Below are 26,734 nucleotides of genomic sequence, written 5' to 3'. Positions count from 1 at the left end.
CAGCCCGCCCAGCCCCGCCGGGTCAGCCTGCGCACCAGCCGTCAGACCGACAGCATCCGCACCGATTCGACCGGGTCGAACCCTCGACCCCACGGCATCCGACCGCACGACGGTCACGCGCCGAGCGCCCGCGCTCGCAGTCGTGCGATCGTGGCATCCGAGAGTCCGGCCTCGCGCAGCGGAGCCAGCGGGTCGCCGTACCGCGCGCGCAGGGTGTCGAGCAGGATGCGCATCGACACGTCCATCGGACCATCAGGCAGCGACGCACGCATCTGCTCGTGGTCGACGCCCATCCGCGCGAGCAGCGGGCCCATCACACCGCGCGTGCGCTGCATGATGGCGTCCATGTTCGGCCCGGTGCGCGCGTAGTCCGCGACGATGTCGTCGTCGGTCGCCCCGAGCGCGAGCAGCAGCATCGCCGCGAGCACTCCGGTGCGATCGCGCCCCGCGGCGCAGTGGAAGGCCGTCGTGCCCGCAGAGTGCGCGATCACGTTCAGAGCCGTCACCAACTGCGGCGCGGCCGTCTCGACCATCGAGACGTACGACTCGCCCATCGACTCGTGCGTGAACACCGGCGTCTCGCGCATCGACTCCCGCACATCCGCCATCAGTGCGAGGTGGTGATAGGCCACAGGGCGCTCGGCGAAGGGGCCGCGGCCGCTGATCGCGACCTCGTGGTTCGACCGCAGGTCGATCACCGTCGTGAGTCCCTCCGAGACCAACTCGTCGGCGACCTCGGGCGTGACGAGCGCGAGGTCGTCGGTGCGGATCGCGAGCCCCTCGCGCAGCACGCCGCCGTCGATCGCGATGCCGGCCAGGTCGCGCAGATTGACCGGCGCACTGAGTTCGATGGTCGGGGCGTCGATGAGGGTCATGTGATTCTCCTTCGGATGAGGGCGCTGCCCTGGTCGATCACCGTGACGAGCACGATGATGCAGATGATGATGGCGCTGAGGTGGCCGTAGTCGTACATGCGCATCGCGGTGGTCAGCTCGAGGCCGATCCCGCCCGCGCCGACGAGGCCGAGGATGGTCGCGCCGCGCACGTTCCCCTCGAACAGCAGCAGCGAGTACGAGGTGAGCAGGGGCGCGGCCTGCGGCAGGATGCCGTACTGGATGATCTGCCGCTTCGATGCCCCGACCGCCTCCATCGCGACGACGGGTCCGCGGTCGACCTGCTCCATGGCTTCGGCGAAGATCTTGCCGATCGATCCGATGGAGCCGAGGGTCATCGCCAGGATCCCGGCGAACGGACCGAGCCCGACGGCCGAGACGAACATGAGTGCGAAGACGAGATCGGGCACCGAGCGGATGACGTTCATGATCCAGCGCGTCGGGTAGTAGAGCCACTTCGGCGCGATGTTCGACGAGGCGCCGAACGCCACGAGGAGCGAGAGCACGGCGCCCAGCACGGTTCCGACCACCGCCATCTGGAACGTCTCGAGCAGCAGGGAGAGGATCGTGCCGATCTTCGAGAAGTCCGGCGGGAACAGCCGAGCCAGGAATTCGCCCATGTTGACGGTGCCCTCGCCGAGCTTGACGAAGTTGAACTGCGCGCCGTCGAACGACCAGATCAGCAGCAGCGCCGCGATCGGCAGCCCGACGAGGAAGCGTGCCCGCGGCACCCGGAAGGCGCTCTCGAGACGGCGACGCTCGGTCTGATCGAGGGCCGGCTTCGTCGCGCTCGAGCGCGGGGGCTCAACGGTGGTCGTCATGGTCGTCCTCCTCGTCGTAGAGCGGGGCGAGCGCCGCGGCATCCAGCTGCGAGGTCGCGCCGGAGACGAGCATCCGCCCGTGCCGCAAGCCGACGATGCGATCGCTGTTCGCGAGCGCCAGCGGCAGCACATGCAGACTGACGAGAACCGGGATGCCGTCTTCCGTAGCGATCTCGCGGAGCAGTTCGAGCACGGAGTCCGCGAGCTTCGGGTCGAGGGACGCGACCGGCTCGTCGGCGAGGATCACCTGCGGCTGCTGCATGAGCGCGCGGGCGATCGCGACCCGCTGCTGCTGTCCGCCCGAGAGGGAACGAGCAGGGGCGGATGCTTTGTGCACGATCCCGACCCTGTCGAGCAGTTCGAGCGCGCGGCGGCGGTGCGCACTGGAGAACCCGCCGAGCATGTTGATCGGCCCGGCGGAGTTCAGGGCTCCCGTCAGGACGTTCGTCAGCACGCTGAGCCGTGGGATGAGGTTGAACTGCTGGAAGACCTGGCCGACGTCGGAGCGGAGGGTGCGCAGTTCTCCTCGTGCCAGGTTGGTGACATCATGCCCGGCGACACGGACGCTGCCGGCGGCGATGGGCGCGAATCCGGTGAGGCTGCGCATGAGCGTCGACTTTCCGGAGCCGGAGGAACCGAGAAGAGCGACCATCTCGCCGGGGAACAGGTCGAGATCGACGCCGTCGAGCACGGTCGTGGTGCCGTAGGCGACGCTGAGGTCGCGCACGGAGACCAGGGGAAGCGCCTGGCGGAGCTCGGCGGTGGTGAGGCGTCCTTCCTCGGTCCCTGAGCGTGCTTCGTCTCGTCGCTGCGCTCCTCGCTCAGTAACCGGAGACTCTCGTTCAGGAACCGGAGTGGTGGCGATCCCGGTCACTTGAGGTCCTTCAGCTCGACCCCGGCGACGGCCGCGATCTCGGCGAAGGATGCGAAGTCCGCAGCATCCGGATCCACGCTCTGGGGAGCGGCGGCGAACGCCCCGTAGGCGGCCAGCTTCTCGGCGTTCTCGGGCGCGAACACCGCGGCGATGCCCTTCTGGATCAGCTCACGGGTGTCGTCGTCGAGGCTCTGACGGCCGAGCACCGCGCCCTGGATCGACATCGCCGGGCTCTCGCCGACCGCACGCCACTCGCCGTCCTCGAACGGGAACATCGGTGCGCCGAGCTCGGTGAGCATGACCGCGGTGCATGCGGCATCCACCTGTCCCTGCTCCAGCGCAGCGAAACTGCCCTCGTGCCCACCGGCGAAGATCGCCTCGTAGTCGGTGCCCTGCTCGAGACCGGCCTCGTGGAGCATGTAGACCGGCATGAAGTAGCCCGAGCTCGATGCCTGATCGGCGAAGGCGACGGTCTTGCCCTCGAGGTCCTCGACGGTCTGGATGGGCGAGTCATCGAGCACGACGCAGGTGGAGACCGGCTTGCCGTCGCCCTCGAAGGCGACGAGCGCGTCGACCTCGCCGGTGTTGACGGCGAGTGCGGACGGAAAGCCGCTCATGATGCCGATGTCGACGTGATCCGCGCGGATGGCCTCGACGACGCTGAGGTAGTCGGGCACGTCGATGACCTCGACCTCGCGACCCGTCGCCTCTTCGAAGAGCTCGGCGAAGACCTCGATCGGGTTCTCGGCGGTGGGGTCGTCGCCGACGGGGAGGGTGGCGATCGTGAGGGGAGCGTCAGGGTCGGCGGCGGCCGCATCGGCGCTGGGGCTCTGGCAGCCGGTGAGCGTGAGCGCGGCGATGCCGAGGAGGCCGACGGCGGGCAGGGTGAGGCGGCGCATGGTGGACCTTTCGGAGGGTGGCGGCCCCGGAATTCCGAGACCTCCGGTATTCCAACTCCTGAAGGTGACCGGGAATTACGAGACCGCCGTACCCGTAAAGGAACGTCGGATGAACGGATGGCGACGCGGGTCCATGCGCCGCTGCACCCGACGGGAGGGGAACTCGCGTTCGGGAGGAGAATCCGCGCCGAAGCTCCCGCCCGAACGAGAGAACTCAGTCCGAAGGTGAGGGGTCCGAAGGTGAGGGGTCCGAAGGTGAGAGGGCGGATGCCGCGACGCCCGCAGCATCCGCCTCCAAGCGTCCGCTCGACCGAGCGCTCCTCACCAGAAGAAGACCGACACCACCGCGACCACGACTCCGAGCACCGCCGTCGGCCACCACAGCCACGCACGCCGCGCCGGCGAGAACGGGAGCCGATGGGAAGAGCCGCGCAACACGAGCACGGCCGCGGCGGCGAGCGCCGGTGCGAGCGCGATGCCCCACACCCATCCTCCGACCGCGAACCACGGCCCGGCGTTCCAGAGCAGCAGCAGCGCAGCGGTCGCCCAGATCAGGTCGCTGATCGTCGGCAGCAGCGCCTTCGCTCGCACCGCCCGGAACAGTGCGAGAGCGCCGAACAGCAGCGCCAGACCGAACAGCGCCCATCCGAGGATCGAATACAGGCTCGCGACCCCGACGATCGGCTCCCCCGAGGCGTACGACATCGCGATGTAGTCCGCCGGTGCGGTGGTGTTCGACAGCGCGAGGAATGCGGTGCCCGCGTCCCGGTCGAGCACGAGGATCGTCCGGAAGCCCGCCGTCCCTCCGTTGTGCCAGGTCTGCAGCCCTTCGCCGCTGAACGACGTCGAGGTGATCCAGCCCCAGCCGATCTGCGCTGCGTCTCCCATCGGCGCGGTCGGTTCGAGCGCGGCGGCACCCGGTGCTGTGCCGTCGAGGTTCGCCTGCGCCCAGATCGCGAGATCCGCCGCGGTCGTGAACGACGATGCTCCGGCCGGCAGGTACCCCTCGCCCCACCAGCGGGTCGCCGGGGTGCCGTTCGTCAGGAATCCGGGCACCGCGTCCGCGGGGATGTCGGCCTCCGTCGGTGCGAGCGTCGTGTCATCCATGCCGAGCGGCCCGGTGATGCGGTCGTGCAGCAGCGTCGGATAGTCCTCCGCACCGGATGCTGAGACGAGCGCGTATCCCAGCAGCGAGACGGCGAAGTTCGAGTACACGACGCCCTGCTCCGGGTCGACAGGGGCGATCGCGGCATCCGCGATGAGCTGCTCCCTCGTCGTCGTGCCGTAGGCGTTCTCGTTGAACAGCACGTTCATGACCGACGAGGCTTCGGCGGTCGCCCCGAGACCCGGCAGCCCGGAGGAGTGCTGCGACAGCGAGGCGAGGGTCACGCCGCCCGCCGCTGTCCCCTCCAGGTCGGGCAGGTGCTCCGAGAGCTGATCGTCGGCCGCCACCTCGCCCCGCTCGATCGCGTCGGCGAGCAGCGCTCCGGTGAAGGTCTTCGTGATCGAGCCGAGCTCGAACACGGTGTCGGACTCGGGTGCGCCCGCGCCGGCATCCCCGAGCCCGGCGAACACCGCGCCGTCGGGACCGATCTCGGCGACCGAGAGCGACCGGAAGCTGTCGAAACTGCCGGGCAGATCACGGATGCGCTCGACGAGAGCAGCATCTCCGGCGCTCGACGCTCCCAGCGTCTGATGCGCAGGCCCGAAGGCGGCCCCGGCACCGATCGCGACGAGCGCGGCCGCACCGATCACCGCCAGAATCGCGCGGCCCGTCCGGGGCCGGGTCCCGTCGGCAGGAGGGGGAAGGATCGTGGGACTGGTCATGGTGTGCTCCTCAGCTCGAGGCGATCATGGTCAGGACGAGAAGGGGAACGACGCGGGCGCCGGGCACTTCGTAGTACCCGCGCCGCGGCGAGACGAGCCAGCCCGCACTCACGAGCTGCCGCAGGTGGTGGTAGAGCTGGCCGGACGACGCCAGGTGTTCGAGCTGCAGCAGCTCGGCGGTCGTGTGCACGCCGCGCATGATCTGACGGGCTAGCTCGAGCCGTGCCGGATGACCGAGCGCCTCGAGCGATCGCGCATGCTCGCTCCAGTCCTCCGAGAGGATCTTCTCGGCGTAGAGCCCGTACTGCCAGCGGATCGGCCCTTCCGGCGTCTCGACCGCGCCGGCCATCATCACGGCGCCCGGCGCCCGGCGGCCGAGCTCGTTGACGAACCACAGCGGATCCTCCGACGACTGCTCCGCCGCGGGCTCGATCGGGGCCGGCTCCTCGAACCGCGCGGAGAGACGGGCGACCTCGGCTTCGAGGTCGGCGAGGCGCTGCTCGATCGCGCCCTGTGCATCGGCATCCATCTCCTCAATCTAGCAAAAGTTCGTAATTACGAAAATTCAATAGATCGGATGCTGGGCAGAGATGACGACTGTCATGCCATCGGGACCGGCCGCCGAAGTAGGCTGGGCGCATCATGGAACCTCTGCTCACGTGGCTCGGCACGAACTGGTGGATCGTCTTCCCCGTGGCTGCAGGACTGGGCGGAATCGCCAAGGCCTGGGAGCGCGGAGCGGCCCGCCGCCATGAGCGCCGGATCGAGACCATGAGGCTCAAGGCCGAGATCAAGAGCGGGCAGCTCGCGGCCCGCGGCTCCGCACCACAGCTCGCCCCCGCGGTCGTCGACACGACGGCATCCGTCACGCCGAACCAACTTCTCGTGCGCCTGTTCGCGGAGCACGACGAGATCACCGCGCGCTGGCTCGACTACGAGCTCGACGTCTCGAAGCTCATCGCCTTCCCCGCCATGAGCGACGGCCGACAGCCCCTCGTCGCCGCCTTCCTGAAGGCGAAGAAGACGGCGGATGCTCTGCGACCCGACTCCGCCGATGCCGAAGTTCCCGAGCGGCAGGTCTCCGAGTACCTCGACGCGGTGGGCGCATACGCCGTCGCCTTCGAGGTCGCCGAGAAGGACGCGCGTCGCCTGCGCGATTCGACGTTCACCGAGCCGGAGCGCAAACGGCTCGATCGCGCGCAACAGCTGCTCAAGGTCGCGGTCGACGAGGCCGCGACGCAGGCCGAGCGCAACATCGCCTACAAGCGCGTGCACGATGAGCTCGAAGGTCTCATCCTGCTCTCCGACGAGGCCGTCGAGGTGCTCGAGAAGCAGGTCTCGCGCGAGATCTCGGCGCCCGCCTCACCGCCCGCTTCACCGCCCGCCCCGGAGCCGGAGCGGATGCCGTCGCCGCGCGCGGGCGACGCCCGCTGATCTGCCCCACTCGAACGACACTCGACCGCGCTCGACCGCGCTCGCAGCCGAAGGACACTCCCTGATGATCCCCGAGAACCTCACCGGACCCGTCGCCGTGCATGCGGAAGGCCCGGTGTGGCATCCGGGCTGGGGCGGGCTCCGCTACGTCGACGGCGATGCCGGCGACCTGCTGACCCTCCGCGCCGACGGCGTCACCCGTCAGCACGTCGACGACGAGTACCTCGGGTTCGTGCGGCCGCGGTCCAACGGCGGCATCGTCGCGGTCGGCGCGCGCACGCTGCATCTGGCCGACGAGGTCGACGGGCCCTTCCGCGCCGCCGCGCACCTTCTCGACGATCCGGCGGCGCGCCTCAACGAGGGCGCCTGCGATCCGCGCGGACGGCTGCTCGCCGGCTCCATGGGCTACGACGCCCCAGCCGATGCGGGAACGCTGCTGCGCATCGACACCGACCTGACCGTCACGACCGTGCTGCCGCGGGTGACCGTGTCGAACGGACTCGCGTTCTCGCCCGATGCGCGCCGTGCGTACTACGCCGACACCCCGACCCAGCGGATCGACGTGTTCGACGTCGTCGAGGGCGAGCTGCGGGGTCGCCGACAGTTCGTCGCGATCCCCGATGGCGGGCTCCCCGACGGACTGACGGTCGCCGCCGACGGCAGCGTGTGGGTCGCCCTGTGGGGCGGGTACGCCGTGCTGGGCTTCGACGCCGCGGGCGCACTGATCGAGAGGATCGAGCTGCCCGTGCCGCAGGTCACGGCCTGCACGTTCGGCGACGACGACCTCGGCACGCTCTACATCACGACATCGGCGCAGGGGCTCGGCACCGACCATGGCACGGTCGCGGGCTCGCTGTTCTCGGTGCGCCCCGGAGCGACCGGGCTGCCCGTGACGGCGTTCGCGGGCTGAGTCCCGAGCCGGAGCCTCGCGGGCTGGCGACCGGCTCAGCCGAGACGCACACGTTCAGCGCGCTGCTCCTGGCGCCCGAGACCGTCGATCTCGATCGTCATGACGTCCCCATCGGCGAGGTAGGGGAAGCGGCCCGAGAGCGCGACGCCCTGCGGCGTGCCGGTGTTGATGACATCCCCCGGCTCGAGCACCATGTACCGGCTCAGCTCGTGCACGATCTGCAGCACCGGGAAGATCATGTCGGCGGTCGAGGAATCCTGCCGCGGCTCGCCGTTCACGAACGACCGCAGACGCAGGTCCCGAGGGTCGATCTCATCGGCGGGCACGAGCACGGGTCCGAGAGGATTGAACGTCTCGGAGCACTTGCCCTTCGACCACTGCCCGCCCGACACCTCGAGCTGGAAGGCGCGCTCCGACACGTCGTTCGACACCGTGTAGCCCGCGATCACCTCGCGAGCGGCATCCGGCGAGTCCAGATAGCGCGCGGTGCGCCCGATGACGACCGCGAGCTCGACCTCCCAGTCGACCTTCTCGGCGCCCGGCGGCAGCAGTACGACGTCGTTCGGACCGACGACGGTGTTCGGATGCTTGAAGAACACGACCGGATGCTCGGGCGGCTCGGATCCGGACTCGGCGGCGTGCGCCGCGTAGTTCTGGCCGATGCAGATCACGGCCGCCGGACGTGCGACGGGAGCACCGATGCGCATCCCGCCGACCTCGGCGACGGGGAGCAGCCCTGCGGCGAGCGCGGTCCGCGTGCGGGCGATGCCGTCGGCGGCGAGAAAGCGCCCGTCGATGTCGGCGGTGAGCGGGGAGAGGTCGCGGACGACGCCCTCATCGTCGCGGACGAACGGATGCTCCTGGCCGATGGGGCCGAGACGGAGGAGTTCCATGGGTGCCTTTCGGGTCAACGCGCTGCCGCGTGGGCGGGGTTCACGATCGGAACGGGCTCGCCGGCCAGGTAGCGGATGATGTTCTGCGCGGCGTGCACGGGCAGGTCCTGCAGCGCCTCCGGCGAATACCAGGCGGCGTGGGGAGTGAGCAGCACCTCGTCGATCCCCCGCAGCGGCGAGTCCGCGGCGAGCGGCTCGCCGTCGAACACGTCGAGTGCTGCGGCAGCTATGCGGCCGTCGCGCAGCGCCGCAGCGAGCGCCTGCTCATCGATCAACGGACCGCGACAGGTGTTCACGACCACGGCGCCCGGCTTCATCGTGGTGAGCGCCGCGTCGTCGATCATGTGCCTGGTGGCCTCGGTCAGCGGCACGTGCAGGGTCAGCAGATCGGCGGCGGCGATGGCATCCGGGATCTCGACGGGCTCGCACCCGGCCTCACGAACAGCATCGGCCGAGGCGTACGGATCGGCGACGAGCACGCGGAAGCCCAGCGCTCGGCAGCCATGGGCCACGAGCGATCCGATGCGGCCGAAGCCGACGACCGACACCGTCGTCTGCGACGGACGCACCGCGAGCGGCCGCGCATCCACGGTCTTCCATACGCCGGCGCGCACCGCGCGGTCGTAGGCCGACAGGCCGCGCGCCTGCGACATGATCATTGCGATCGTGTGCGCGGCGACCTCCTCGATGCAGTAATTCGGGGTGTTGGCGACCGCGATGCCGCGCGCAGTGGCCGCCTCGACGTCGACCATGTCGTATCCGATCCCGACTCTGCTGATGATGCGCAGGTTCGGCATCCGGTCCATGACCTCTCCGGTGATCTGCGCCCATTGCACGACCAGACCTTCGGCTTCGGCACCGACGGCGGCGATGTCGTCGGTCCCTCCGGATGCCGCGCGTCGCGCGCTCAGGCCCGCCTGACGCAGGGTGTCCTCGATCACGGTTCCGGGCAGGTCGCAGTCGCTGACGATGATGAGGGGCTGTGTCATGAGGCGATGCTATAGCATCTAGCAAATCTGCGCACAGACCCGCGCCCGGTCGCACTGACCGCTTTCAGGGCGGCGGACTTTTGCTATAGCGTTTAAGCATGACGACTCGCCGTGTACTCCTCACGGGCGCCAGTTCCGGAATCGGAACGGCCGCTGCCCTCGAATTCGCCCGCGAGGGCGCCGCGCTGTGGATCACCTACGCCGGGCGCGAGGCCGAGGCCGCCCGTGTCGCCGAGGACTGCCGCGCCGCCGGCGCCGCCGAGGTGCACGTGTCGCGACTCGACCTGCGCGACCCCGCGTCGATCGAGACCCTGATGGCCGATGTCGGCGAGTCCTGGGGCACGCTGCACGTGCTGGTCAACAACGGCGGCGTCTGCCCGTACACGCCCTATCAGGACATCGACATGGAGGAGTGGGACGGGGTGCTCGAGACCAACGCCCGGGGCACCTTCCTGCTCACCAGGGCCGCGCTCCCGTTGCTGCGCGCGGCCCAGGGCGACCGCAGTGTCGTGAACATCTCGTCGATCGCGGGTCAGGTCGGCGCCCTGCAGACCGGCATCCACTACGCCGCGAGCAAGGGCGCGATCCTCGCGATCACCCGCAGCTTCGCCCGGCACCTCGCCGGCGAGGGCATCCGCGTCAACGCCGTGACACCCGGCCCCGTGGCGAGCGCGATCACCGACCAGCTGCAGGGCGCAGGTCGCGAGAAGCTCGAATCCGGGATACCCCTCGGCGCATTCGGTCAGCCGGCCGACGTCGCCTGGATCATCAGCGCGCTGGCCTCGGAACGGTCCCGGTTCATCACCGGCGCCACCTATGACGTCAACGGGGGTGTCCGCATTGACTGACCGCACCGCTTCGACCGCGCGCACCGCCGAGCAGACCGTGCGCGCCCAGCTCGACGCCTTCAACGCCCACGACCTCGGCGCCTTCGTCGCGACCTATGCGGCGGATGCCGTCATCGTCGGCGTCGCACCGGAGCCCCTCGTCGGCACCGAGCAGATCCATTCCTTCTACGAGCCACGACTGCAGAACCCCGCCCTCTCGTGCGAGATCGAGCGGACCGTGCTCTTCGGCGACCGCTGGGTCGTCGCGCAGGAGCAGGTCGTGAACGCCGGTGTCGCGACCGAGACGATCGCGACCTTCGACGTGATCGACGGCCTCATCAGGCGGGCCTCGATGCTCAAGGCGTGAGCGACGTGGTTCACTGAGAGAGACCGCATGCATCTGCACAGGAGGAGATCACCATGGGCACCTGGGGACCGGGCAACTTCGACGACGACACCGTCGCGGACGGCCTGAGCGAGATCACCGACGAGCTCATCGCGAAGATCGCCGAGCCGTTCGCCGATGACGACGACACCGAGCTGCAGCCGGACGAGTGGGCGGGGAGCATGGTGCCGGCCTGGCTCGAGATCCTCACCGACATCGCGGCCGCCGGCCGCGTGGGCGCGACGTTCCCCGACTCCGGCACCATCTCGGCGTGGGGCGAACGCTTCCTGCAGGTGTGGGACGAGTACATCGACGAGCTCGACCCCGATCCCGAGTACCGCGTGGAACGGCGGAGCGTGCTGGTGTCGACGTTCGATCGCGCGCTCGCCGTCGCCCGCGAACGCGAGGCGTGACGCCCGGCGCGGCGTACGCGCGATGATGGCTCAGAAACGCGCCTGCTGAGGCCCGATCAGCGGCGTCCCTGATCCATCATCACGTCTGGCCCTGCCCGCGACCGGCCGCGAAGCGTGCCCGCAGCGCGGGGTCGATCGCGACGTCTCCGAACGACGCCGTCCAGGCGCCGTCCACGGCGATCGACTGCCCCGAGAGGTACGGTGCCTCGTCCGAGAGCAGGAACGCCGTGACCGCCGCGACCTCCTCGGCGCGTGCGATGCGCCCCATCGGCGGCCCCTCCGCGAGCGCGCGCTCCGCGGCCTCGGGATCCGCCGACGCGGCGATCTGCGCCTCGAGGTGCGGCGTGCGCACGCCCCCGGGCGCCACGGTGTTGGCCCTGATCCCCAGCTGTCCGTAGGAGACCGCGATGCTGCGCGACAGCGCGTCGATGCCGCCCTTGGTGAACTCGTAGGCCGCGTGATCGAGGTGACTGGCGCGGCCGTGGATCGAGCCGATGTTGACGATCGCTCCCGAGACGCCCTGGTCGACGAACGCCGACACGGCGGCGGAGCAGCCCCAGAGGTAGCCGAACCCGTTGATGCCGACGATCTCGCGCACCAGGTCCTCGTCGAGCTCGTGCAGCGGCGTGCGGCGGGTGATGCCCGCGTTGTTGACCCAGCCGTGCAGAGGGGCCAGCGCCCGAGCCACGTACGACGCCTGCACGTGCGCCGGGCGATCGGCCGAGTCTCCGATGACGACCTCTGCCACCGCACCGGCCTCGACCGACCCCGATCCGGGCGAGCGCTCCAGGCCGACGACGATCCAGCCGTCCGCGGTCAGTCGCTCGGCGACCGCCCGGCCGATGCCCTTGCCGCTGCCGGTGACCACCACGCTGCGTGCAGACGGGGTCATGGTCGGATCCTCTCGAAGGGGAGAACGGCCTCGTCGAGCTCGAACCCGAGCCCCGGCTGTGCCGATGGTCGCACGGCGCCGTCGAACGACGGACCGCCGATGATGAAGGACGGCGACGGGTCGTAGGGGTTCCCACCGCGCGCGAAGGTCTCGACGGCGATGCCGAGGTGCGTGGTGACCTCGGGATACACGTGGCCCGACACGGGGACGCCGCGTTCGGACGCCCAGGCGATCACCTCCCGGGCTGGTGTGATACCCCCGATCGCGACGACGTCGAGCCGCAGGGCGTCGACCTCGCCGACCTCGACGAGCGCCCGAAGCACCGCGGGATCGGTGACCTCATCGCCGACCGCGACGGCGAGACCCGACTCGCGACGGATCCGTGCGCACCCCTCCGCGTCCTCGGGAAGCAGCGGATCCTCGAGCCACGCGAGCCGCGGATCACCCCACTGAGCGATCTCGGCGAGCGCGGTGTCGGCATCCGGCCACCCGAAGCCGACGTCGACGACGAGACCGGTGGTCGACGGCAGCTCGGCGTTCAGGATGCCGAGGAGCTCGCGCATGTACGAGGGGTCCGGTGACCGGGAGATCTTCACCTGCGACCACCCGGGCGCCTGTGCGAGCACCTCGTCGGCCACCTCACGAGGCGTACGGTCGGGAGAGGGGTACGCGGCGACGAGCATCGCCTCGCGCTCCCCCGCTCCGGTGCCGAGCAGGCGCCAGAGCGGCACACCGGCGCGGCGCGCCGCGATGTCCCACAGCGCGATGTCGACCAGCCCGATGGCTCGTCGCACGAGACCGACACGCCCCACGATCGCGCTGCCGCGCAGCATCCGTTCCCACGCCGCCGACGGGTCATCGGCGTCGATCCCGATCGTGTGCGCGGCCACGAGGCGATCGACGATCTCCGCCATCGGCGCCTCACGCGAGAGGCAGTAGGAGATGCCGGTCGTCCCGTCGGCGTCGTACGCTCGCACCGCGCTGTACTCGCGCCTGGTCACCGTCATCGCGCCCAGCCGCAGGGGTGCGGGCAGGGGCAGCACGGCCGTCGCCGTCGCTATGCGCGTGATCGTGCTCATTCGGGCCTCTTCGCGAGGGGCACGCCGTAGTCGACCATGAAGCCACCGTCGACGTAGAGGGTCTGACCGTTCATGTAGCGCGACCGGTCGGATGCGAGAAAGCTCACCGCGTCGGCGATCTCGCTCGCCTGACCGAGGCGCTGCGCCGGGATGCGCGACAGGATCGTGTCGAGGCTGAGGGTGCCCGCGTCGACGCCCTGACGGAACACACCGGTGTCGATGTATCCCGGCGCGACGGCGTTCACGCGCACGCCGCGGGCCGCCCACTCGGCGCCGGCCGTCGCGGTCAGACCGATCACGGCGGCCTTGGTCGTGGCATACGGAGCACGCCCGGCCGAGCCGCGGGCCGAGATCGAGGAGATGTTCACGATGACGCCGTCGCCCCGTTCCAGCATCCGCCGCCCTGCCGCCTGAAGCGCCGAGAAGACGCCGTGCAGGTTCACGTCGACGACGGCGGCCCATTCGTCCCAGGTGAGGTCCTCGATGCCGCGATGCCGCTGGATTCCGGCGTTGTTCACGAGCACGGCGATGGGGCCGAGCTCCGCCTCGATCTCGCCGAACACGCGGTCGACGACGGCGTGATCGGTCACGTCGAGCTCGCGCCACACGATGCCGGCCGGGTTCTCCCCCGCCGTGAGTCCGGGGACACGGTCCGCGGCCACGACGAGGTGACCGTCAGCGGCGAGCCGCCTGCCGATCTCCCAGCCGATCCCGGCGGCTCCTCCGGTGACGATGGCGATGGGGCGCTGTGCGCTCATTTCTCTCCTTCATGAGGTCGACTGTTCGTTCCGGCACCGGCAGGGGTCGCTGCTCCATCGGCGAGCAGCGCCGCGACGAGCGAGGCCGCGTGGTTCTCGAGGAGCTCGAGCGCGCCCGGCGCGAGCGGCGTCTGCCATGCCTGATACGCGCCACGGTCGTAGGCCTCGCGGGTGGGCAGATACACGAAGCCGGGACCGTTGGTGAGGTTCATGACGACGATCGGGGTTCCGGGGAACCGCGCGCGCAGACCCGTCTGCAGCGGGGAGTACGCTTCGCCGGGATGCCCGACGATCACGGCATCCCCCCATCGCCAGGCCCAGACCGGGTGGGAGACGGTCGGCCCGTCGATGTACCCGTCCCGCAGATTCCGCGCCCTGCCGAGGCGTTCCGCTCGCGAACGCGGATCGATGTCCTTCCACTCCTCGGCCAGATCGTCGAGGCTCGGCAGGTCGCGCAGTGCAAGCTCGACGGACGCGACGCCGCCGTCGAGCACCTCGCCGCCGCTCGCCGGCCGCCCGGACCAGATCGCCAGCGGTGCCCCCGACTCGACCACGCCCGCGAGCGTGAGCTCCTCCCCCGGCAGTGGCAGGGCGTCGAGTGCCGCGAGCACCGCGTGACCGAGGGAGCGCCCGTGCCGGTCGGCGACGGCGACATCGCCCGTGTACTGCTCGCGCGGCGCCAGCTCACCCGACGCGCCCTGCACGAAGAGGCACGGGGCTCCCGTCTCCGCCTCGACGAGCTCACGCATCGCGCCCACATAGTCCGGGGAGACCTCGCGGCTCTGCCAGGCCAGGGTCGTCGGGTGGCAGGCATAGTTGACGAGCGTGGCTCGCACCTCGCCCTCGACGCTGAGGCGACCGATCATGACGGTGTCGTCGGCGTCACCGTCGGGGTTGAACCCGACCAGGGGACGGCCGTCGAGGTCGAGCTCGCGATCCGCAGCGAGCGTGCACGTTCCGGTCGCCCATTCGATCACTCCGGGGCTCGCGGACCTGATCGCCTCGCGCCCCGCGGAGATCCCCGCGGCGGCCAGGGCGTCGAGATACCCGGGGATCAGCTCCCCGCCGGGCAGGTGTGCATCGGCGGCGCACAGCACGGCGCCCGCGTGCGTGTGCGAGAGCGAGATCATCAGCTGATCAGGTGCGAGCCCGAGCCCATCGAGGATCGCTCCGCGCACGCGCTGCTCGTCGTCGACGCGTCGCCACCAGGTGGCATCGATCGCGAGCAGCATCCGGAGCCGGGCGTCGGAACCCGTCACCGCCAGCGCCGTCAGCGCGAACGGCCGGTGCGCGCCCTCGGAACGCTCCCAGTCGGCCGGTCCCCAGTTCTTCGCGCGGATGCCGACGGGAGGGGTCACGTCACGACGCGCGACCCCGATCGAGGCGCGGGTACGCGGCACGCGGATGCGGTCGCCGATGGCCGTCGTCGTCATCCGTCTTCCCGCTTTCTCGCGGCCATTCTCGCGTGAGCGGGCCTCGGAGCAGGTCTCGGAGCGGAATCTGCCATAGCATCGGTCGATGCAGGACCCGGAGCCGGTACGCGGCGTCCGGCACGACCCGAAGGGCACCCCGTGCGCAGCGTCTCCGACCACAATGTCGCCGAGCAGGTCACGTCCGAGCTGCGCTCGGCCATCCACTCCGGCGAGCTGGCCCCCGGCGAGCGCCTCGTCGAGCGCACGCTCGCTGCGCGTCTCGGCGTCAGCCACATCCCCGTACGCGAGGCCTTGACACGCCTCACCGAGGAGCGCCTGGTCACCCGCGAGCCACGGCGCGGCGCGCGAGTGGCGCAGCTCAGCGTGCAGGACATCGAGGAGATCTCGAGCCTGCGCGTGGTGCTGGAGCAGTTCATGGCGATCCGGGTGCAGGAGCGCTGGAATCCGGAGTCCGCCGCCCGCCTCGACGCGATCGTCCTGGCCATGTCCGCGGCCGCCCCCGGCGACGTGACCGAGGTGCTGCGCCAGGACCGCCTCTTCCATGAAACCCTGGCCGAGCTCGCCGAGCACCGCTTCCTCGACGAGGTCAGCTCGCAGCTGCGCGGCCGCATCACGGGATTCATCCAGGCGGCGAACTCCGCGCTCGACCCGGCCGAGCAGGAAGAGCACGTGCGCAGCCACCAGCAGATCATCGATGCGATCGCCAGTAGAGATCCCGAGCGGGCGAAGAACGTGATCGCCGAGCACGTGACCAGAGCCGTCCGGCGCATCACTCCGACGTCCGTCCCGCCCCAGACCGACGATTCCGCGTGAATCCGACAGTCTGGCGTGAGACCGACGCGCAGCGCACCGGTCTCGCGCGATTCCGTCGGTCTCACCCCCATCCGCACAACGTCCATGGAAGGTCAGACCGCGAGGTTGGCGGTGTCGACGACGCGGGCGCCCGCTCCGGGGAAGGCCGATCGGGTGACCCCCGACTCGACGTTGCCGGTGTGCAGCAGCGTCGACGACCCGCCGAAGGCGGCGTCCTTCAGTTCCAGCGCTCCCCCCTCGAAGCGGTTGCCGACCGCGCGGTAGTGCGTGGCACCCTTCGGGACCGAGACGTGCGTGCCGGAGCCATCGGCGCGGAAGGAGCTGTCGGCCAGGGTCAGATGCAGCTCGCCATCTCCGGTCCGTGAGATGCCGGTGCCGCCTGTGATCGCGACATCCGACCCCGTGATCTCGATGGCCTGGCGCTCCGCTCGTGCCGCCGTGATGCGCGCACCCCGGAGCGTCGACCCCTCGATGCGCAGCCGCTCCGAGGACGACGAGATCGGAGCCGCGTCTTCGGCCGCAGTGAGCGTCGACCCGCGGAACGTGACCGCTCCGGCTCCGGTGATCTTCATCCCGCCGACGCGATCGAGCACGGTGTCGACGAACGTGACCGGCGTCTTCACCGTGGCGTTGGTCAGCTCTCCCGGCGCCACGAACGTGAAGTGCGAGTCGGCGATCACGGTCGGCCGTGCGGAGTTGTCGGAGGCCTGCGAGATCACGAGTGTGTCGGATGCCGTGCATCCGCGCAGCTGCGCCCCGTCGGCGTTGATCCACAGCATCCCCGAACCCGCGAGCGAGGGCTTGCCGATGACCTGCACGTCTTCGAGGGTGAGATCGGTGATGCGCACCCGGGCGACGAACCACGAGCATACGTGCTTGCGCACCGTGATGCGCTTGGCCGCCGATCCCCAGGCCGCGCCCGAGTTCGCGAAGGTCATGAGACCGGAGTTGCCCGTGTAGGTGAGGTCGTGCTCGTACTGACCGTGCGTGACGAACGGACCCTGGTCGTCGCCGTCGCCGTGGCAGTTCTCGACCAGGCAGTAGGCGCTCGCGGTGAAGTCGTTCAAGTGCCGCGCGTTGGCGGTGTGACAGTTCGCGACGTAGCCGTAGAGGCAGTAGATCTGCTGGGTCAGGTACCCGGCCCCGCCCCAGGTGACCGAGGTCGGGTTCTTCAACGTGCAGCTCACGGTCGAGTAGTACGTGTTCCAGCGGCGCTGGATGAGCGGCCAGAAGGTACCCGTGCCGTCGATGTGGTCGACGTCGCAGCGCACCGCGTACTCGAACGCCAACGGGTGCGAGCCGGTGTACTCGTCGGTGCCCGTGCCGAGGAACTTCAGATTCGACACGGTCACGTCCTGCACGGGCACGACCCGGCGCCAGGTCATCGTGCGGTCGGCGGCGAGTGGCCAGCCGTTCTTGTAGTTGATGCGGATGTGCGTGCCGTCGACGATCTGCGTCACCTGCACCAGCCGCTGCAGTTCGCGCTCCCACCGACCGGAGAGCGCGTTCACCTCGGCGGCGTACCAGTCGCCGACCGCGAAGAACGACGAATCCGCCACCGGGAAGACATCGCCGAGATCGGGAACGGGCTCGTTCAGACGAGCCTCATGCACGGCATCCGTCACCTCACCGCGGAAGAACATGACCGCCGCGAAGGGATCGTCCTTGCCCGCGTTCTCGATGCCGACCGTCGTCATCAGGTGCCCTCCGAAATCGAAGGCGATGTTCGACCGCGTGAAGCGGTGCCGACGTACGAAGTTGAGGTCGCTGTGGGCCTCGACGCGGCGGATGCTCGGGTCGGAGACCATCGCGTCGAGGGCATCGTCGGCGTTGACGCTCGCGTCCATCACGCCGAACATCCGGAAGTCGACGGCTCCGTCGTGCACGAGCAGCCAGGCGCCGCCCTTGGGCGCCGAGATGACGGTTCCGCCGTTCGCCGCAGGGGCACCCTCCTTCACGAAGCGGTACAGGCCGTCGCCACCGTCGCCGACGGTCGCATACCCGGCCGTTCGCACGAGATCGCCGTCCTTGCCCTTGCGCGTGCCGAGCGCGGTCGCCGTGCCGCCGTTGGCGACGTTCGCCGACCCCGATGCGCTCTGCGGCACGACGGGTCCCGCGGCCTGCGCCGGCGAGCCCGCGCCGACGGCCATCACGCCGCCGATCGCCGCCGCGCCGAAGCCTGCGAGCACCATGCGCCTGCTGCGCAGCGCTGCGATCTCGGTCGTCTCCTGCTGGGTCATCGTCATCCTCCTTGCGACTCGATCGCCGCGATCAGGCGGTCGGCCTTCGGCCGAGCCGCGTCGTGCATTGGGTCCCCTTGCGCTTCTCTGAACGGATGCTCAGAAGTAGTCGGCCTCCGTGAAGTGGCGGATGCCGTGCACCCTCGCCGCACGGCGGATCGGTCGAATCATTCCGGTGCTGTCTTCCTGGCGCAGAGCCTCGGGCGCGAACGCGCGGATCGCGTGCTCCTCCTCCGGCAGGGCGGGGACCGCCGACTCGCACGACGCGACACCCGCCGCAGCCCAGTCCGCCGCGAGAGCACCGAGGAGCTCCTGCCACCGATCCGCCGCGTGATCGATGCCGGGGACCATGGCGCACTCGAGAAGGATGCCGACATCGCCCCTGATACGGGCGACCGCATAGGCGACCGTCCGGTCGTCCTCGATCGCTCGGTACAGCGTGGCGCCGTTCATCCGCACCTCGGCCATCGACCAGTCCCGCTCGCCGCGCACCGGCGCGAGCACCACGCGGCCCTCCCGAGAGAGTTCGTATGCCTCGCGCACCGCTTCGAGGCTCCCCGCACCCACGGTCCCACGCAGGACCCGTCCGGCGTCCGGCGAGGACGCCGGCGCTCTCCAAGGTCCGACGAGGATGCGGGGCATCGAGAACGCCTCGAAACCGCTCGAGCGATACACCTCGGGTGTGCCGGTGAACAGCAGCGCCCACTCGGCGCGGCCCGCGCGCTCGAGAGCCGCCGCCACCAGCCGACGTGCGAGCCCGCGTCCTCTCGCCCGCTCCGCCACAGCGACGCTGCCGATCGCCAGTACCTCGGCGATGCCGTCGTCCTCGCGCAGGCGTTTGGTCATACCGTGGATCGATCCGCAGAGCCCGTCGCCGTCCTCGGCGACGAACGTGCGGGCGAGACGCTCGTCATCGAGGAGCCACTGATCGGGCGCGAGCGGCGGGGTGAACGCCGTCGCCCACAGCACGGTCAGGCCGTCCTGGTCGTCGTCACGCGCCACACGGATCGCCGGCCCGTTCATACGTCGCCTCGCGCGATCTCCGCAGCACGGATGCAGTTCGCCACCACGACCCGCGCCTCATTCCAGGGGGCGACAGTCGATCCCTGCGGCGTCGCATCGAGCAGCGCGCCGATCAGTCCCCTGAACCCCAGCGCCTCGTTCGCATCGTCGACGTCGACATCGAGCGCGATCGAGCGGATGCCGGCGCTCGTCACGACGTCCACCGTGTAGGCATGCGCCCCGGGAACGCCGGTGACGAGGACCTGCACCGGCACATCGAACTCCGCACCGGGAGCGCGCAGCAGACCGTCGATGCCGGCGGCGTCCTCCGAGGCGGTGGTCGATCCGGAGCGGGTTCGTGTCCAGCCCGATCGCGCCGCGAGAACCGCGCCGGGAAGAAGCACGTCGATCATCTCCCATGCGTGCACCCCGACGGTGACGAGGGTGCCGCCGCCGCGCTGCGGATCGTCCTGCCAGAGGCGGTTCGGACTCCGGAACGTCGTGTTGTCGTGCTGGGCGAGCACTCGGAGGCCCAGCACCTCGTCGCCGGCGATGTCCGCTGCGAGAGCTCGGAGCGCCGGGGCGAACCGCAGCACCGAGGCCGTCCCGATCGGAACAGCCGACGCGGAGACCGCGCGCTCGACCTCGACGAGCTGCGCGGGCGTCGCTGCGCTCACCTTGTTCATGAAGACGGGAGCCTCGGCCTCGCCGAGGTCGCGGAGGAACGGCACGACCTCGTGGGGATGCGGGGTCGCGATCACGAGGTCCGGCTCCAGCATCGCCAGTTCGGCCACCGACGTGACCGTCGCGCCGCCGAACCGCACCGCGAACTCGTCGGTCGCCGCAGCATCCGCATCGTGCACTCCGATGATCTCGGCGCCCATCGCGCGCGCATTGGCGGCGTCGGTGTAGGGATGCGAATGCGCGAGTCCCGCGAAGGCCACGCGCAGAGGAGAGCCGATCATGCCATCGATGCCAGCTGCGCGCGTCCGATCGCGTGCGCGAGCGGACGTCCGGCGATGAAGGCATCGATCTCGTCCGTCACGATCCGCCCCTGACGGCGTCTGCCCTCATGGGTGCCGGCAGCCCGATGCGGGGTGACCAGCATTCCCGGGAGCGAGCGGAACGGACTGTCGACCGCGAACGGCTCCTCGTCGAACACGTCGACCGCGGCGCTGAGTCGGCCTCGACGGACCTCGTCGATCAGAGCAGACTCGTCGACCAGCCAGGAGCGCGCCGTGTTGACCACGCCCGCACCGTCGCGGAGCAGGGCGAGCTCGCGCTGCCCGATCAGATGATGCGTCTCGGGCAGGGTCGGCGCGTGGACGGCGACGATCTGCGCGCGCCGCAGCGCCTCGTCGAGGGGCACGAGCTCGACGCCGAGCACCGCGGCCTGCTCCGCGTCGACGGTCGGGTCGACCAGCAGCGGTGCCGCGCCGAGCACACGGATGAGTTCGAGATAGGCACGACCGGTGCGCGAGGCGCCGATCACGGCGATCAGCGCACCGAGGATCTCGTGCTGCACGCCGACGGCATCCGCGTCGTGCCAGCCGTCGCCCGACCGCAGCCCGTTGTGCATCTCGGGCACCCGGTGCAGGAGCGCGAGGGTGAAGGCCAGAGAGACCTCCGCGACGGAACGCGCCATGCCCGCTCCCGCCTGAGTGACCACGATGCCGCGGTCGAACAGTTCGTCGGTCGCGAACGGCTTGATCGTGGCACCCGTGTGCGCGACCAGCTCGAGCTTCGGCAGCGTCGCGAGCACGGCGGCATCGAAGGGCGCCGCGCCCCAGCTCGTGACGACGATGCGGGCCTCGGAGAGCTCGGCATCCGCCAACCGGTCCACCCGCACGAAGGATCCGCCCAATCGCGCGGCGGCCGCGCGCAGACGGTCGGCGTCCGCGTCCGAGAAGAACTCCGCGAACAGCTGCGCCGAGACCGCCGCGATCACCGTCGGCCCTCCGGTCGAGCCGCTCATCGCAGCCAGGCCTCGAGGTTCTCGGCGATGAACGCGTCGTCGTTCAGGGCGGGGTACGCGCGGCGGACCCTCTCGATCTCGTCGGCCTGGCCCGGCGAGAGACCCTCGGCGGGATCGAGGCACCATGTCCCCTCGAGCAGGCCCTGCTGCCGCAGCATCTCGTGCACGCCGGCGATCACACCCGCGAACTCGTTGCCCGGGTCGAACACGGCCTGGTTGACGTCCACCATGTCGGAGGCGACGAGCCCGAGCTCCCGATACGCATCGGCATCGCCGCTCATCGCACGCCGAGCGCGTTCGAGCAGCGCGACCGCGGCACGCGTGCCGACGGCCCACTGACCGAGCAGACCGCCGACGAAGCGCAGCGTGCGCGGTCCCGCGGGCGAATCCACATGGAACTCCGAGAGCAGGTCGGCGACGATCGCATCGTCGTTGCCGGTGTACAGGGCGATCTCGTCGGCCCGTCCTGATGCGGCGACACCGCGCACCAGCTCGAGCGTGCGGTAGCGGTCGAACGGCGCCGCCTTGACCGCGACGACGGCGGGGATCGAGGCGAACTCCCGCCAGAACGCGCGATCGAGCACGGGGCCGCCGATCGCGGTCTGCAGATAGAACGCGACGACCGGCAGCACTTCACCGACGGCGCGAGCGCGCTCCAGGAGGGCACGCTCGTCGGCGCCCGCGACGCGAGGGCTCACGAGCACGGCGTCGTAGCCCAGCCCCCGTGCGAGCTCGGCCTCGGCGACCGCCTGCGCGGTGTCGCCGGCGACACCCGCGATGCGCACCACGTCAGCGGTCGCACGGGCGTCCATCTCTTCTGCGGCGAGCGCGAGCACGGGCTCCAGGAGGGCATGCTCGGGGTCGCGGATCTCGAACTGCGTCGTGTGCACTCCGACGGCGACACCACCGGCACCGGCGTCGAGGTAGTAGCGGGTGAGCGCCCGCTGACGCCGCTCGTCGATGCGGCGCGCGGCGGTGAGCGCGAGCGGATGCGCCGGGATCACCGCTCCACGTGCGAGCGTCGCGGCGGCATCGGGCCTCAGGGCGGGAACGGTCATCAGAACTTCCCGTCCCGTACGGCCCATTTGGTCGGCTTCGCGATCATCGGAAGCCCCCTCTCGATCCAGTCGGCCTGCATGGCGATGAGCGTCTCCGCCGACACCGACGGATAGCCGAACAGCGCCATGCAGCGCCGCGCATCGCTGAGCAGGGCGGTCGGCTGCGGGTCGTCGACGATCGTGACCTCGCGGGGGAACAGCATCCCGAAGCGGCGCGCGATCGACTCGACGCTCAGCAGCTCCGGGCCGGTGAGGTTGATCGTGAAGGGCGCGGTCGAGGCGTGCACGAGACTGCGCAGCACCACCTCGTTCGCGTAACCCTGCCAGATCACGTTGACGTTGGCGGTCGCGATCGAGACGGGCTGCCCCGCGTGCACCGCGCTGCCGATGTCGGCGAGCACGCCGTAGCGCAGGTCGACGGCGTAGTTCAGCCGGATGATGGCGACCTTCGTCCCTCGTTCCTGTGCGCCGAACTCGAACACGCGCTCGCGGCCGAGGCACGACTGCGCGTACTCGCCGATCGGCGCGGGCTGCTCCTCTTCGGATGCTCCGCCGGAGGAGGCGGGAACGAAGGGGTACACGTTACCGGTGGAGAGGACGGAGATCGCGCTGTCGCGGTAGCGGCGTGCGACCCGGTCGGGCAGGGCGGCGTTGACCTCCCACGCCCACGACGCATTCGTGGCGGCGCCGAACTTCGCTCCGACCATGAACACCACGTTCGGAGCATCCGGAAGCGAGGAGAAGTCGTCGTTCTCGATCAGATCGAACGGGACGACCTTCACGCCGGCGGCCTCGAGCCGCTCACGGATCGCGGCGTCGCCGAAGCGGGAGACCGCGTGGACCGCGTCGCCCGTCCTGCCCGCGGCGTCCATCCCGCGACGCGCGAGCATCGCCAGGGTGGGGCCCATCTTGCCGCCGGCGCCGAGGATCACGAGGTCGCCGGAGCCCTTCGCCAGATCCTCGATCAGGCCCGCGCTGGGGGTGGCGAGAGCCTTCTCCAACTCGGCTTCCGAGGTGAATGCGTACCTCTCGGTCGATGCGTGCGACGTGGTGGATGCGTGCGGAGTCACGTGCGGGTCCCTTCTCTCAGCCCTTGATCCCGGTGCCGGCGACACCCTCCTGCACGTACCGCTGAGCGATGAGGTACGCGAGGAAGATCGGCAGCAGTGCGACGACGGACCCGGCGAGCATGGTGCTCAGCGGGACGTTCTGCTGCTGCAGCGACGAGATGCCGACGGTGAGTGTGAACATCGCGTTGGATTTCGCGATGATGAGCGGCCACAGGAAGTCGTTCCAGTGCCACAGGAAGACGAAGATGCCGAGGGTCGCGAGGATCGGCTTGCACAGCGGCAGCACGATCCGCAGGAAGATGCGGAACTCGCCTGCGCCGTCGATGCGCGCGGCCTCGAAGAGTTCATCGGGCAGTCCCTGGATGAACTGCCGCATGAGGAACACGGCCTGCGCGTTCGCGAGCGACGGCAGGATCAGACCCCAGTAGGTATCGACGCCGCCGAGGTTCGCCATGAGGATGAAGGTCGGGATCAGCGTGACGTGGAACGGCACCATGACCATGGCGAGGAACGACCAGAACATGACCTCCTTGCCGCGGAAGCGCTTCTTCGCGAACGCGTATCCCGCGAGCGCCGAGAGGAAGAGGACGGCCACGACCGAGACGAGCGAGTAGATCAGGGTGTTGCCGAGCCAGCCCAGGATGTTCTGTCCCGCGAGCACCTGCTCGTAGGCGTCGAACGAGATGTCGGTCCACGGCAGCAGCGACCCAGGGAGCTCGACGACCATGCCCGGCTTCAGACTGAGCACGACCATCGCGTAGAACGGGAAGAAGCTCAGGAGCCCGGCCAGGGTCAGCCAGATCCAACGCCCGACGATCCCCCAGCCGGTCGGCTGCAGCGCGCGGTAGGAGCGGCGCTTCGTCGACGACGGCGACGGCGACGGCGACGCAGCGGAAGCCGGCGGCTGAATCAGAGCGGTCATTTCTGCTTTCCGATCACCAGGCGCTGGATGAGCGCGACGACGAGGGTCATGATGAACAGCGCCACGCCGACGGCGGCCGCGTAGCCGTAGTCGAAGTAGCGGAAGCCCTGGTCGTACAGCAGGTAGACGAGCGAGTAGCTGGCGTTCGCTGGGCCGCCCTGTGTCATCACGTAGATGACGTCGAAGACCTGGAAGGCGGCGGTGGTCTCGATCACCGCGAGGAAGAAGAAGGTCGGGCGCAGGTACGGCAGGATGATCCAGCGGAAGCGCTGCCAGGAGTTCGCGCCGTCGACGAGCGCGGCCTCCTCGAGCTCACGCGGCACGTCCTGAAGCGCCGCGATGATGATCATCATGCCGTAGCCGAACCGCGACCAGACGCCCACGACGACGATCGCGGGGATCACAAGGACGGTGCTGCCGAGCCACGATCCGCCGAGCCCGAGCGGGGCCATCAGCGCCGACCACGGGCCGTCGCTGGAGAAGATCCAGACGAAGATCGAACCGGCCAGCACGAGCGAGGTGATGACGGGGAGGAAGAAGATCGAGCGGAAGAACCGCGCGCCGCGGAACGCCCGGCGCACGCCGAGCGCCATCACGGTCGACAGCACGAGCGAGATCGGCACGGCGAACACCGTGTAGATCAGCGTCGTGCCCATCGCGCGCCAGAACAGTGGGTCGGCCACCAGGCGCTGGAAGTGGTCGAGGCCGCGCCAGGAGATCTCGCCGGTGATGTCGTAATCGAAGAAACTCAGCGCGACGCCGACGATGCTCGGACCGAAGCGGAACGCGATGAACAGGAGGAAGGCGGGGAGGACGAACAGGAACGCGACTCGCGCCTCTCGTCGGGCGAGGATCCGCGCGACCCGCACTACGGGCCTCTTCGTCGCGGTCGTCGCGCTCTCGGCCGTGGCCGTGGTTGCCGTCGTCATCAGTGACACCTCTCGGGGTAGGCGAACAGGGGGCGTGCGGGGCCGCACGCCCCCTGTTCCTGCTACTTCTGGGTCAGCGGCGCCGCGGCGGCCGCAGCATCCTTGAGGGCGTCCTCCGGCGACTTCTGCCCGAGGAGAGCCGCCTGGATCTCCGGCGCGAGCACGCCCATGAGCGCACGCGACGAGGCGTTGAGCTCGCCGACGGTGGTGTCGGGGACGTACTTCTCGACCTCGCCGAGCAGCGGGTCGTCGGCGTACAGCGGCTCGGTGGTGCTGAGCGCCGAGAAGTACCCGGCCGCGGTGAGATACGGCTCGACCACATCGGCACCGGTGGCGTATTCGACGAACTTCGCCGCGGCATCCTGCGCCTTGGATCCCTTGAGCACCGAGAGCGAGCCGACCGTGCCGTAGGCCACGGACTCCTCATCGGTGAGGGGAGCCAGGACCTTGACGTTCTCCTCGCCCCAGAACGGAGCGACCTCGGTCACGCCGTTGTTCCACGTGCAGCCGACCTTGCCCTGCGCGATCGCGGTCTGCTCGAGAGGCACGTTCGTGGTGAGGGCCTCGGGGTCGAGGGCTCCGGACTCGGCGAGATCGGTGATGAAGGTGAGCGCCTCCTCCCCGGCCTTGCTGTCGAACCCGACCTCGCCCTCATCGGTGTAGACCTCGCCGCCCGCCTGCCAGAGCAGCGGGTAGAACGTGAGGTTGAGGGTGTTCTCCGCTGAGGCGGGGTAGTTGAGGACGTACATGTCGGCTGCGGTGAAGGCCGGGGCGATGTCGATGATGTCGTCCCAGGTCTCGGGGTACTCCGTGACGCCGGCTGCTTCGAACGCCGCCGCGTTGCAGATCAGCGGCTGCGCGCTCGTGAGGATCGGTGCGCCGAGGATGTCGCCGTCGAGCGTGACCGAGGACTTGACGTTCGGGAGCAGCTCGTCCTGACGCTCCTCGCTCAGCAGATCGTTGAGCGGGGCGATCGACTTCTGATAGGACGCGAGCTGGTCGGGGATGAGGTAGACGACGTCGGGACCCTTGCCCGCCGCGATCGCGGTCTGCAACGCCTCGTCGCGGTTCGCCCACGGGAAGATCTCGTACGACACGTTGATGCCCTCGTTCGCCTTCTCGAAGTCGGCGATCGTCGAGTCCCAGAAGTCCTTGTGCACCGCCTCGTCGGCGATGACCGGGTAGAGCCAGACCGTGATGTCCTGCTCACCCGCTGCGGCGTTGCCTCCGCCGGCCGAACATCCGGCCAACAGGGTGGCGGCCGCGAATCCGGCCGCGACACCGGTGATCTTGCTGACGCGCATGGTGCTCCTTTGCTTGAACCGTGCTGAGTACGGTTTCATTATGACATTGGATTGGGATAATTCGTCAAGTACAAGTTCCCAGAGGCTTGTTTCA

27 protein-coding genes are annotated in these 26,734 nt (G+C 69.8%); 6 read left to right on the top strand and 21 right to left on the bottom strand.

Annotation, left to right across the window (positions count from 1 at the left end):
- Positions 1-113: 113 nt before the first annotated feature.
- From ACI3KS_RS14865 to ACI3KS_RS14840, 6 genes are all read right to left on the bottom strand, one after another.
- Complete coding sequence (locus ACI3KS_RS14865) at positions 114-875, bottom strand: tyrosine-protein phosphatase (protein ID WP_404919319.1); 762 nt, start codon at positions 873-875, stop codon at positions 114-116.
- Complete coding sequence (gene phnE, locus ACI3KS_RS14860) at positions 872-1,714, bottom strand: phosphonate ABC transporter, permease protein PhnE (protein ID WP_404919318.1); 843 nt, start codon at positions 1,712-1,714, stop codon at positions 872-874. Before phnE ends, ACI3KS_RS14865 begins: the two co-directional genes overlap by 4 nt.
- Positions 1,698-2,588, bottom strand: a complete 891-nt coding sequence (phnC, locus tag ACI3KS_RS14855) for a phosphonate ABC transporter ATP-binding protein (RefSeq protein WP_404919317.1) — start codon at positions 2,586-2,588, stop codon at positions 1,698-1,700. The genes phnE and phnC overlap by 17 nt, the downstream gene beginning before the upstream one ends.
- Positions 2,585-3,487: a phosphate/phosphite/phosphonate ABC transporter substrate-binding protein gene (gene phnD, locus ACI3KS_RS14850; RefSeq protein WP_404919316.1), complete on the bottom strand. Its 903-nt coding sequence runs from the start codon at positions 3,485-3,487 to the stop codon at positions 2,585-2,587. The genes phnC and phnD overlap by 4 nt, the downstream gene beginning before the upstream one ends.
- A gap of 321 nt (positions 3,488-3,808) precedes the next feature.
- Entirely contained in the window at positions 3,809-5,314 is a 1,506-nt protein-coding gene (locus tag ACI3KS_RS14845) for a serine hydrolase domain-containing protein (protein ID WP_404919315.1), read from the bottom strand.
- Positions 5,315-5,324: 10 nt separating this feature from the next.
- The gene (locus ACI3KS_RS14840) at positions 5,325-5,843 is read right to left on the bottom strand and encodes an ArsR/SmtB family transcription factor (RefSeq protein WP_404919314.1); all 519 of its coding nucleotides are present in this window, start codon (positions 5,841-5,843) and stop codon (positions 5,325-5,327) included.
- A gap of 113 nt (positions 5,844-5,956) precedes the next feature.
- Here ACI3KS_RS14840 and ACI3KS_RS14835 point away from each other — a divergent pair, with 113 nt between their 5' ends.
- On the top strand, positions 5,957-6,748 hold the full coding sequence (locus ACI3KS_RS14835) for a hypothetical protein (protein ID WP_404919313.1): 792 nt from the start codon (positions 5,957-5,959) through the stop codon (positions 6,746-6,748).
- A gap of 64 nt (positions 6,749-6,812) precedes the next feature.
- On the top strand, positions 6,813-7,658 hold the full coding sequence (locus ACI3KS_RS14830; protein ID WP_404919312.1) for an SMP-30/gluconolactonase/LRE family protein: 846 nt from the start codon (positions 6,813-6,815) through the stop codon (positions 7,656-7,658).
- A gap of 35 nt (positions 7,659-7,693) precedes the next feature.
- On the opposite strand, the gene ACI3KS_RS14825 is transcribed toward ACI3KS_RS14830, so the two are convergent.
- Both ACI3KS_RS14825 and ACI3KS_RS14820 read right to left on the bottom strand, forming a co-directional pair.
- On the bottom strand, positions 7,694-8,551 hold the full coding sequence (locus ACI3KS_RS14825) for a fumarylacetoacetate hydrolase family protein (protein ID WP_404919311.1): 858 nt from the start codon (positions 8,549-8,551) through the stop codon (positions 7,694-7,696).
- Positions 8,552-8,565: 14 nt separating this feature from the next.
- Complete coding sequence (locus ACI3KS_RS14820; protein WP_404919310.1) at positions 8,566-9,540, bottom strand: C-terminal binding protein; 975 nt, start codon at positions 9,538-9,540, stop codon at positions 8,566-8,568.
- A 98-nt stretch (positions 9,541-9,638) separates the two neighbouring features.
- On the opposite strand from ACI3KS_RS14820, the gene ACI3KS_RS14815 reads away from it, so the two are divergent.
- From ACI3KS_RS14815 to ACI3KS_RS14805, 3 genes are read left to right on the top strand one after another with little or no spacing between them, the layout of a single operon-like run.
- Complete coding sequence (locus ACI3KS_RS14815) at positions 9,639-10,388, top strand: SDR family NAD(P)-dependent oxidoreductase (RefSeq protein WP_404919309.1); 750 nt, start codon at positions 9,639-9,641, stop codon at positions 10,386-10,388.
- On the top strand, positions 10,381-10,734 hold the full coding sequence (locus tag ACI3KS_RS14810) for a nuclear transport factor 2 family protein (protein WP_404919308.1): 354 nt from the start codon (positions 10,381-10,383) through the stop codon (positions 10,732-10,734). Before ACI3KS_RS14815 ends, ACI3KS_RS14810 begins: the two co-directional genes overlap by 8 nt.
- A gap of 53 nt (positions 10,735-10,787) precedes the next feature.
- The gene (locus ACI3KS_RS14805) at positions 10,788-11,165 is read left to right on the top strand and encodes a DUF4259 domain-containing protein (RefSeq protein WP_404919307.1); all 378 of its coding nucleotides are present in this window, start codon (positions 10,788-10,790) and stop codon (positions 11,163-11,165) included.
- A 79-nt stretch (positions 11,166-11,244) separates the two neighbouring features.
- Here the strand turns inward: ACI3KS_RS14805 and ACI3KS_RS14800 are convergent, their stop codons facing one another.
- From ACI3KS_RS14800 to ACI3KS_RS14785, 4 genes are read right to left on the bottom strand one after another with little or no spacing between them, the layout of a single operon-like run.
- Positions 11,245-12,057: an SDR family NAD(P)-dependent oxidoreductase gene (locus ACI3KS_RS14800; RefSeq protein ID WP_404919306.1), complete on the bottom strand. Its 813-nt coding sequence runs from the start codon at positions 12,055-12,057 to the stop codon at positions 11,245-11,247.
- The gene (locus ACI3KS_RS14795) at positions 12,054-13,136 is read right to left on the bottom strand and encodes a mandelate racemase/muconate lactonizing enzyme family protein (RefSeq protein ID WP_404919305.1); all 1,083 of its coding nucleotides are present in this window, start codon (positions 13,134-13,136) and stop codon (positions 12,054-12,056) included. Before ACI3KS_RS14795 ends, ACI3KS_RS14800 begins: the two co-directional genes overlap by 4 nt.
- Positions 13,133-13,894 (bottom strand): SDR family NAD(P)-dependent oxidoreductase, encoded by a 762-nt coding sequence (locus tag ACI3KS_RS14790; protein WP_404919304.1) that lies wholly within the window; start codon positions 13,892-13,894, stop codon positions 13,133-13,135. Before ACI3KS_RS14790 ends, ACI3KS_RS14795 begins: the two co-directional genes overlap by 4 nt.
- Entirely contained in the window at positions 13,891-15,327 is a 1,437-nt protein-coding gene (locus ACI3KS_RS14785) for a hypothetical protein (protein WP_404919303.1), read from the bottom strand. Before ACI3KS_RS14785 ends, ACI3KS_RS14790 begins: the two co-directional genes overlap by 4 nt.
- A gap of 138 nt (positions 15,328-15,465) precedes the next feature.
- Here ACI3KS_RS14785 and ACI3KS_RS14780 point away from each other — a divergent pair, with 138 nt between their 5' ends.
- Positions 15,466-16,140 (top strand): GntR family transcriptional regulator, encoded by a 675-nt coding sequence (locus ACI3KS_RS14780; RefSeq protein WP_404919302.1) that lies wholly within the window; start codon positions 15,466-15,468, stop codon positions 16,138-16,140.
- A 92-nt stretch (positions 16,141-16,232) separates the two neighbouring features.
- Here ACI3KS_RS14780 and ACI3KS_RS14775 read toward each other — a convergent pair whose 3' ends face one another.
- The 9 genes from ACI3KS_RS14775 to ACI3KS_RS14735 all read right to left on the bottom strand — a co-directional run bounded on the left by ACI3KS_RS14775 (position 16,233) and on the right by ACI3KS_RS14735 (position 26,640).
- On the bottom strand, positions 16,233-18,380 hold the full coding sequence (locus ACI3KS_RS14775) for a peptidase C14 (protein WP_404919301.1): 2,148 nt from the start codon (positions 18,378-18,380) through the stop codon (positions 16,233-16,235).
- 99 nt (positions 18,381-18,479) lie between these two features.
- Positions 18,480-19,403, bottom strand: a complete 924-nt coding sequence (locus tag ACI3KS_RS14770; protein ID WP_404919300.1) for a GNAT family N-acetyltransferase — start codon at positions 19,401-19,403, stop codon at positions 18,480-18,482.
- Positions 19,400-20,347, bottom strand: a complete 948-nt coding sequence (locus tag ACI3KS_RS14765) for a hypothetical protein (protein ID WP_404919299.1) — start codon at positions 20,345-20,347, stop codon at positions 19,400-19,402. The genes ACI3KS_RS14770 and ACI3KS_RS14765 overlap by 4 nt, the downstream gene beginning before the upstream one ends.
- Positions 20,344-21,357 carry a hydroxyacid dehydrogenase gene (locus ACI3KS_RS14760; RefSeq protein WP_404919298.1) on the bottom strand — a complete coding sequence of 338 codons (1,014 nt, stop codon included), beginning with the start codon at positions 21,355-21,357 and terminating at the stop codon, positions 20,344-20,346. The genes ACI3KS_RS14765 and ACI3KS_RS14760 overlap by 4 nt, the downstream gene beginning before the upstream one ends.
- Positions 21,354-22,415, bottom strand: coding sequence for a dihydrodipicolinate synthase family protein (locus ACI3KS_RS14755; RefSeq protein WP_404919297.1), 1,062 nt, complete (start codon positions 22,413-22,415; stop codon positions 21,354-21,356). The genes ACI3KS_RS14760 and ACI3KS_RS14755 overlap by 4 nt, the downstream gene beginning before the upstream one ends.
- Entirely contained in the window at positions 22,415-23,485 is a 1,071-nt protein-coding gene (locus ACI3KS_RS14750; protein ID WP_404919296.1) for an NAD-dependent epimerase/dehydratase family protein, read from the bottom strand. The genes ACI3KS_RS14755 and ACI3KS_RS14750 overlap by 1 nt, the downstream gene beginning before the upstream one ends.
- Before the next feature lie 16 nt (positions 23,486-23,501).
- Positions 23,502-24,407: a carbohydrate ABC transporter permease gene (locus ACI3KS_RS14745; protein WP_404919295.1), complete on the bottom strand. Its 906-nt coding sequence runs from the start codon at positions 24,405-24,407 to the stop codon at positions 23,502-23,504.
- A complete protein-coding gene (locus ACI3KS_RS14740) occupies positions 24,404-25,336 on the bottom strand; it encodes a carbohydrate ABC transporter permease (RefSeq protein WP_404919294.1) in 933 nt (310 codons plus the stop codon). Before ACI3KS_RS14740 ends, ACI3KS_RS14745 begins: the two co-directional genes overlap by 4 nt.
- Positions 25,337-25,398: 62 nt before the next feature.
- A complete protein-coding gene (locus tag ACI3KS_RS14735) occupies positions 25,399-26,640 on the bottom strand; it encodes an ABC transporter substrate-binding protein (protein ID WP_404919293.1) in 1,242 nt (413 codons plus the stop codon).
- Between the last annotated feature and the right edge of the window lie 94 nt (positions 26,641-26,734).

Source organism: Microbacterium sp. ZW T5_45, assembly GCF_044987415.1.
In the GTDB taxonomy this organism is placed as follows: Bacteria; Actinomycetota; Actinomycetes; order Actinomycetales; family Microbacteriaceae; genus Microbacterium.
This window is presented reverse-complemented; position numbering and strand designations above follow the sequence as displayed.

Coding starts and splice junctions, on each gene's coding strand:
- phnE (WP_404919318.1), bottom strand. CDS start 1,714: ATGACGACCACCGTTGAGCCCCCGCGCTCGAGCGCGACGAAGCCGGCC.
- ACI3KS_RS14790 (WP_404919304.1), bottom strand. CDS start 13,894: ATGAGCGCACAGCGCCCCATCGCCATCGTCACCGGAGGAGCCGCCGGG.
- ACI3KS_RS14760 (WP_404919298.1), bottom strand. CDS start 21,357: ATGAGCGGCTCGACCGGAGGGCCGACGGTGATCGCGGCGGTCTCGGCG.
- ACI3KS_RS14840 (WP_404919314.1), bottom strand. CDS start 5,843: ATGGATGCCGATGCACAGGGCGCGATCGAGCAGCGCCTCGCCGACCTC.
- ACI3KS_RS14775 (WP_404919301.1), bottom strand. CDS start 18,380: ATGACCCAGCAGGAGACGACCGAGATCGCAGCGCTGCGCAGCAGGCGC.
- ACI3KS_RS14755 (WP_404919297.1), bottom strand. CDS start 22,415: ATGACCGTTCCCGCCCTGAGGCCCGATGCCGCCGCGACGCTCGCACGT.
- ACI3KS_RS14800 (WP_404919306.1), bottom strand. CDS start 12,057: ATGACCCCGTCTGCACGCAGCGTGGTGGTCACCGGCAGCGGCAAGGGC.
- ACI3KS_RS14825 (WP_404919311.1), bottom strand. CDS start 8,551: ATGGAACTCCTCCGTCTCGGCCCCATCGGCCAGGAGCATCCGTTCGTC.
- ACI3KS_RS14845 (WP_404919315.1), bottom strand. CDS start 5,314: ATGACCAGTCCCACGATCCTTCCCCCTCCTGCCGACGGGACCCGGCCC.
- ACI3KS_RS14835 (WP_404919313.1), top strand. CDS start 5,957: ATGGAACCTCTGCTCACGTGGCTCGGCACGAACTGGTGGATCGTCTTC.
- ACI3KS_RS14770 (WP_404919300.1), bottom strand. CDS start 19,403: ATGAACGGGCCGGCGATCCGTGTGGCGCGTGACGACGACCAGGACGGC.
- ACI3KS_RS14865 (WP_404919319.1), bottom strand. CDS start 875: ATGACCCTCATCGACGCCCCGACCATCGAACTCAGTGCGCCGGTCAAT.
- ACI3KS_RS14815 (WP_404919309.1), top strand. CDS start 9,639: ATGACGACTCGCCGTGTACTCCTCACGGGCGCCAGTTCCGGAATCGGA.
- ACI3KS_RS14740 (WP_404919294.1), bottom strand. CDS start 25,336: ATGACGACGGCAACCACGGCCACGGCCGAGAGCGCGACGACCGCGACG.
- ACI3KS_RS14795 (WP_404919305.1), bottom strand. CDS start 13,136: ATGAGCACGATCACGCGCATAGCGACGGCGACGGCCGTGCTGCCCCTG.
- ACI3KS_RS14830 (WP_404919312.1), top strand. CDS start 6,813: ATGATCCCCGAGAACCTCACCGGACCCGTCGCCGTGCATGCGGAAGGC.
- ACI3KS_RS14820 (WP_404919310.1), bottom strand. CDS start 9,540: ATGACACAGCCCCTCATCATCGTCAGCGACTGCGACCTGCCCGGAACC.
- ACI3KS_RS14805 (WP_404919307.1), top strand. CDS start 10,788: ATGGGCACCTGGGGACCGGGCAACTTCGACGACGACACCGTCGCGGAC.
- ACI3KS_RS14745 (WP_404919295.1), bottom strand. CDS start 24,407: ATGACCGCTCTGATTCAGCCGCCGGCTTCCGCTGCGTCGCCGTCGCCG.
- ACI3KS_RS14765 (WP_404919299.1), bottom strand. CDS start 20,347: ATGATCGGCTCTCCTCTGCGCGTGGCCTTCGCGGGACTCGCGCATTCG.
- phnD (WP_404919316.1), bottom strand. CDS start 3,487: ATGCGCCGCCTCACCCTGCCCGCCGTCGGCCTCCTCGGCATCGCCGCG.
- ACI3KS_RS14785 (WP_404919303.1), bottom strand. CDS start 15,327: ATGACGACGACGGCCATCGGCGACCGCATCCGCGTGCCGCGTACCCGC.
- ACI3KS_RS14735 (WP_404919293.1), bottom strand. CDS start 26,640: ATGCGCGTCAGCAAGATCACCGGTGTCGCGGCCGGATTCGCGGCCGCC.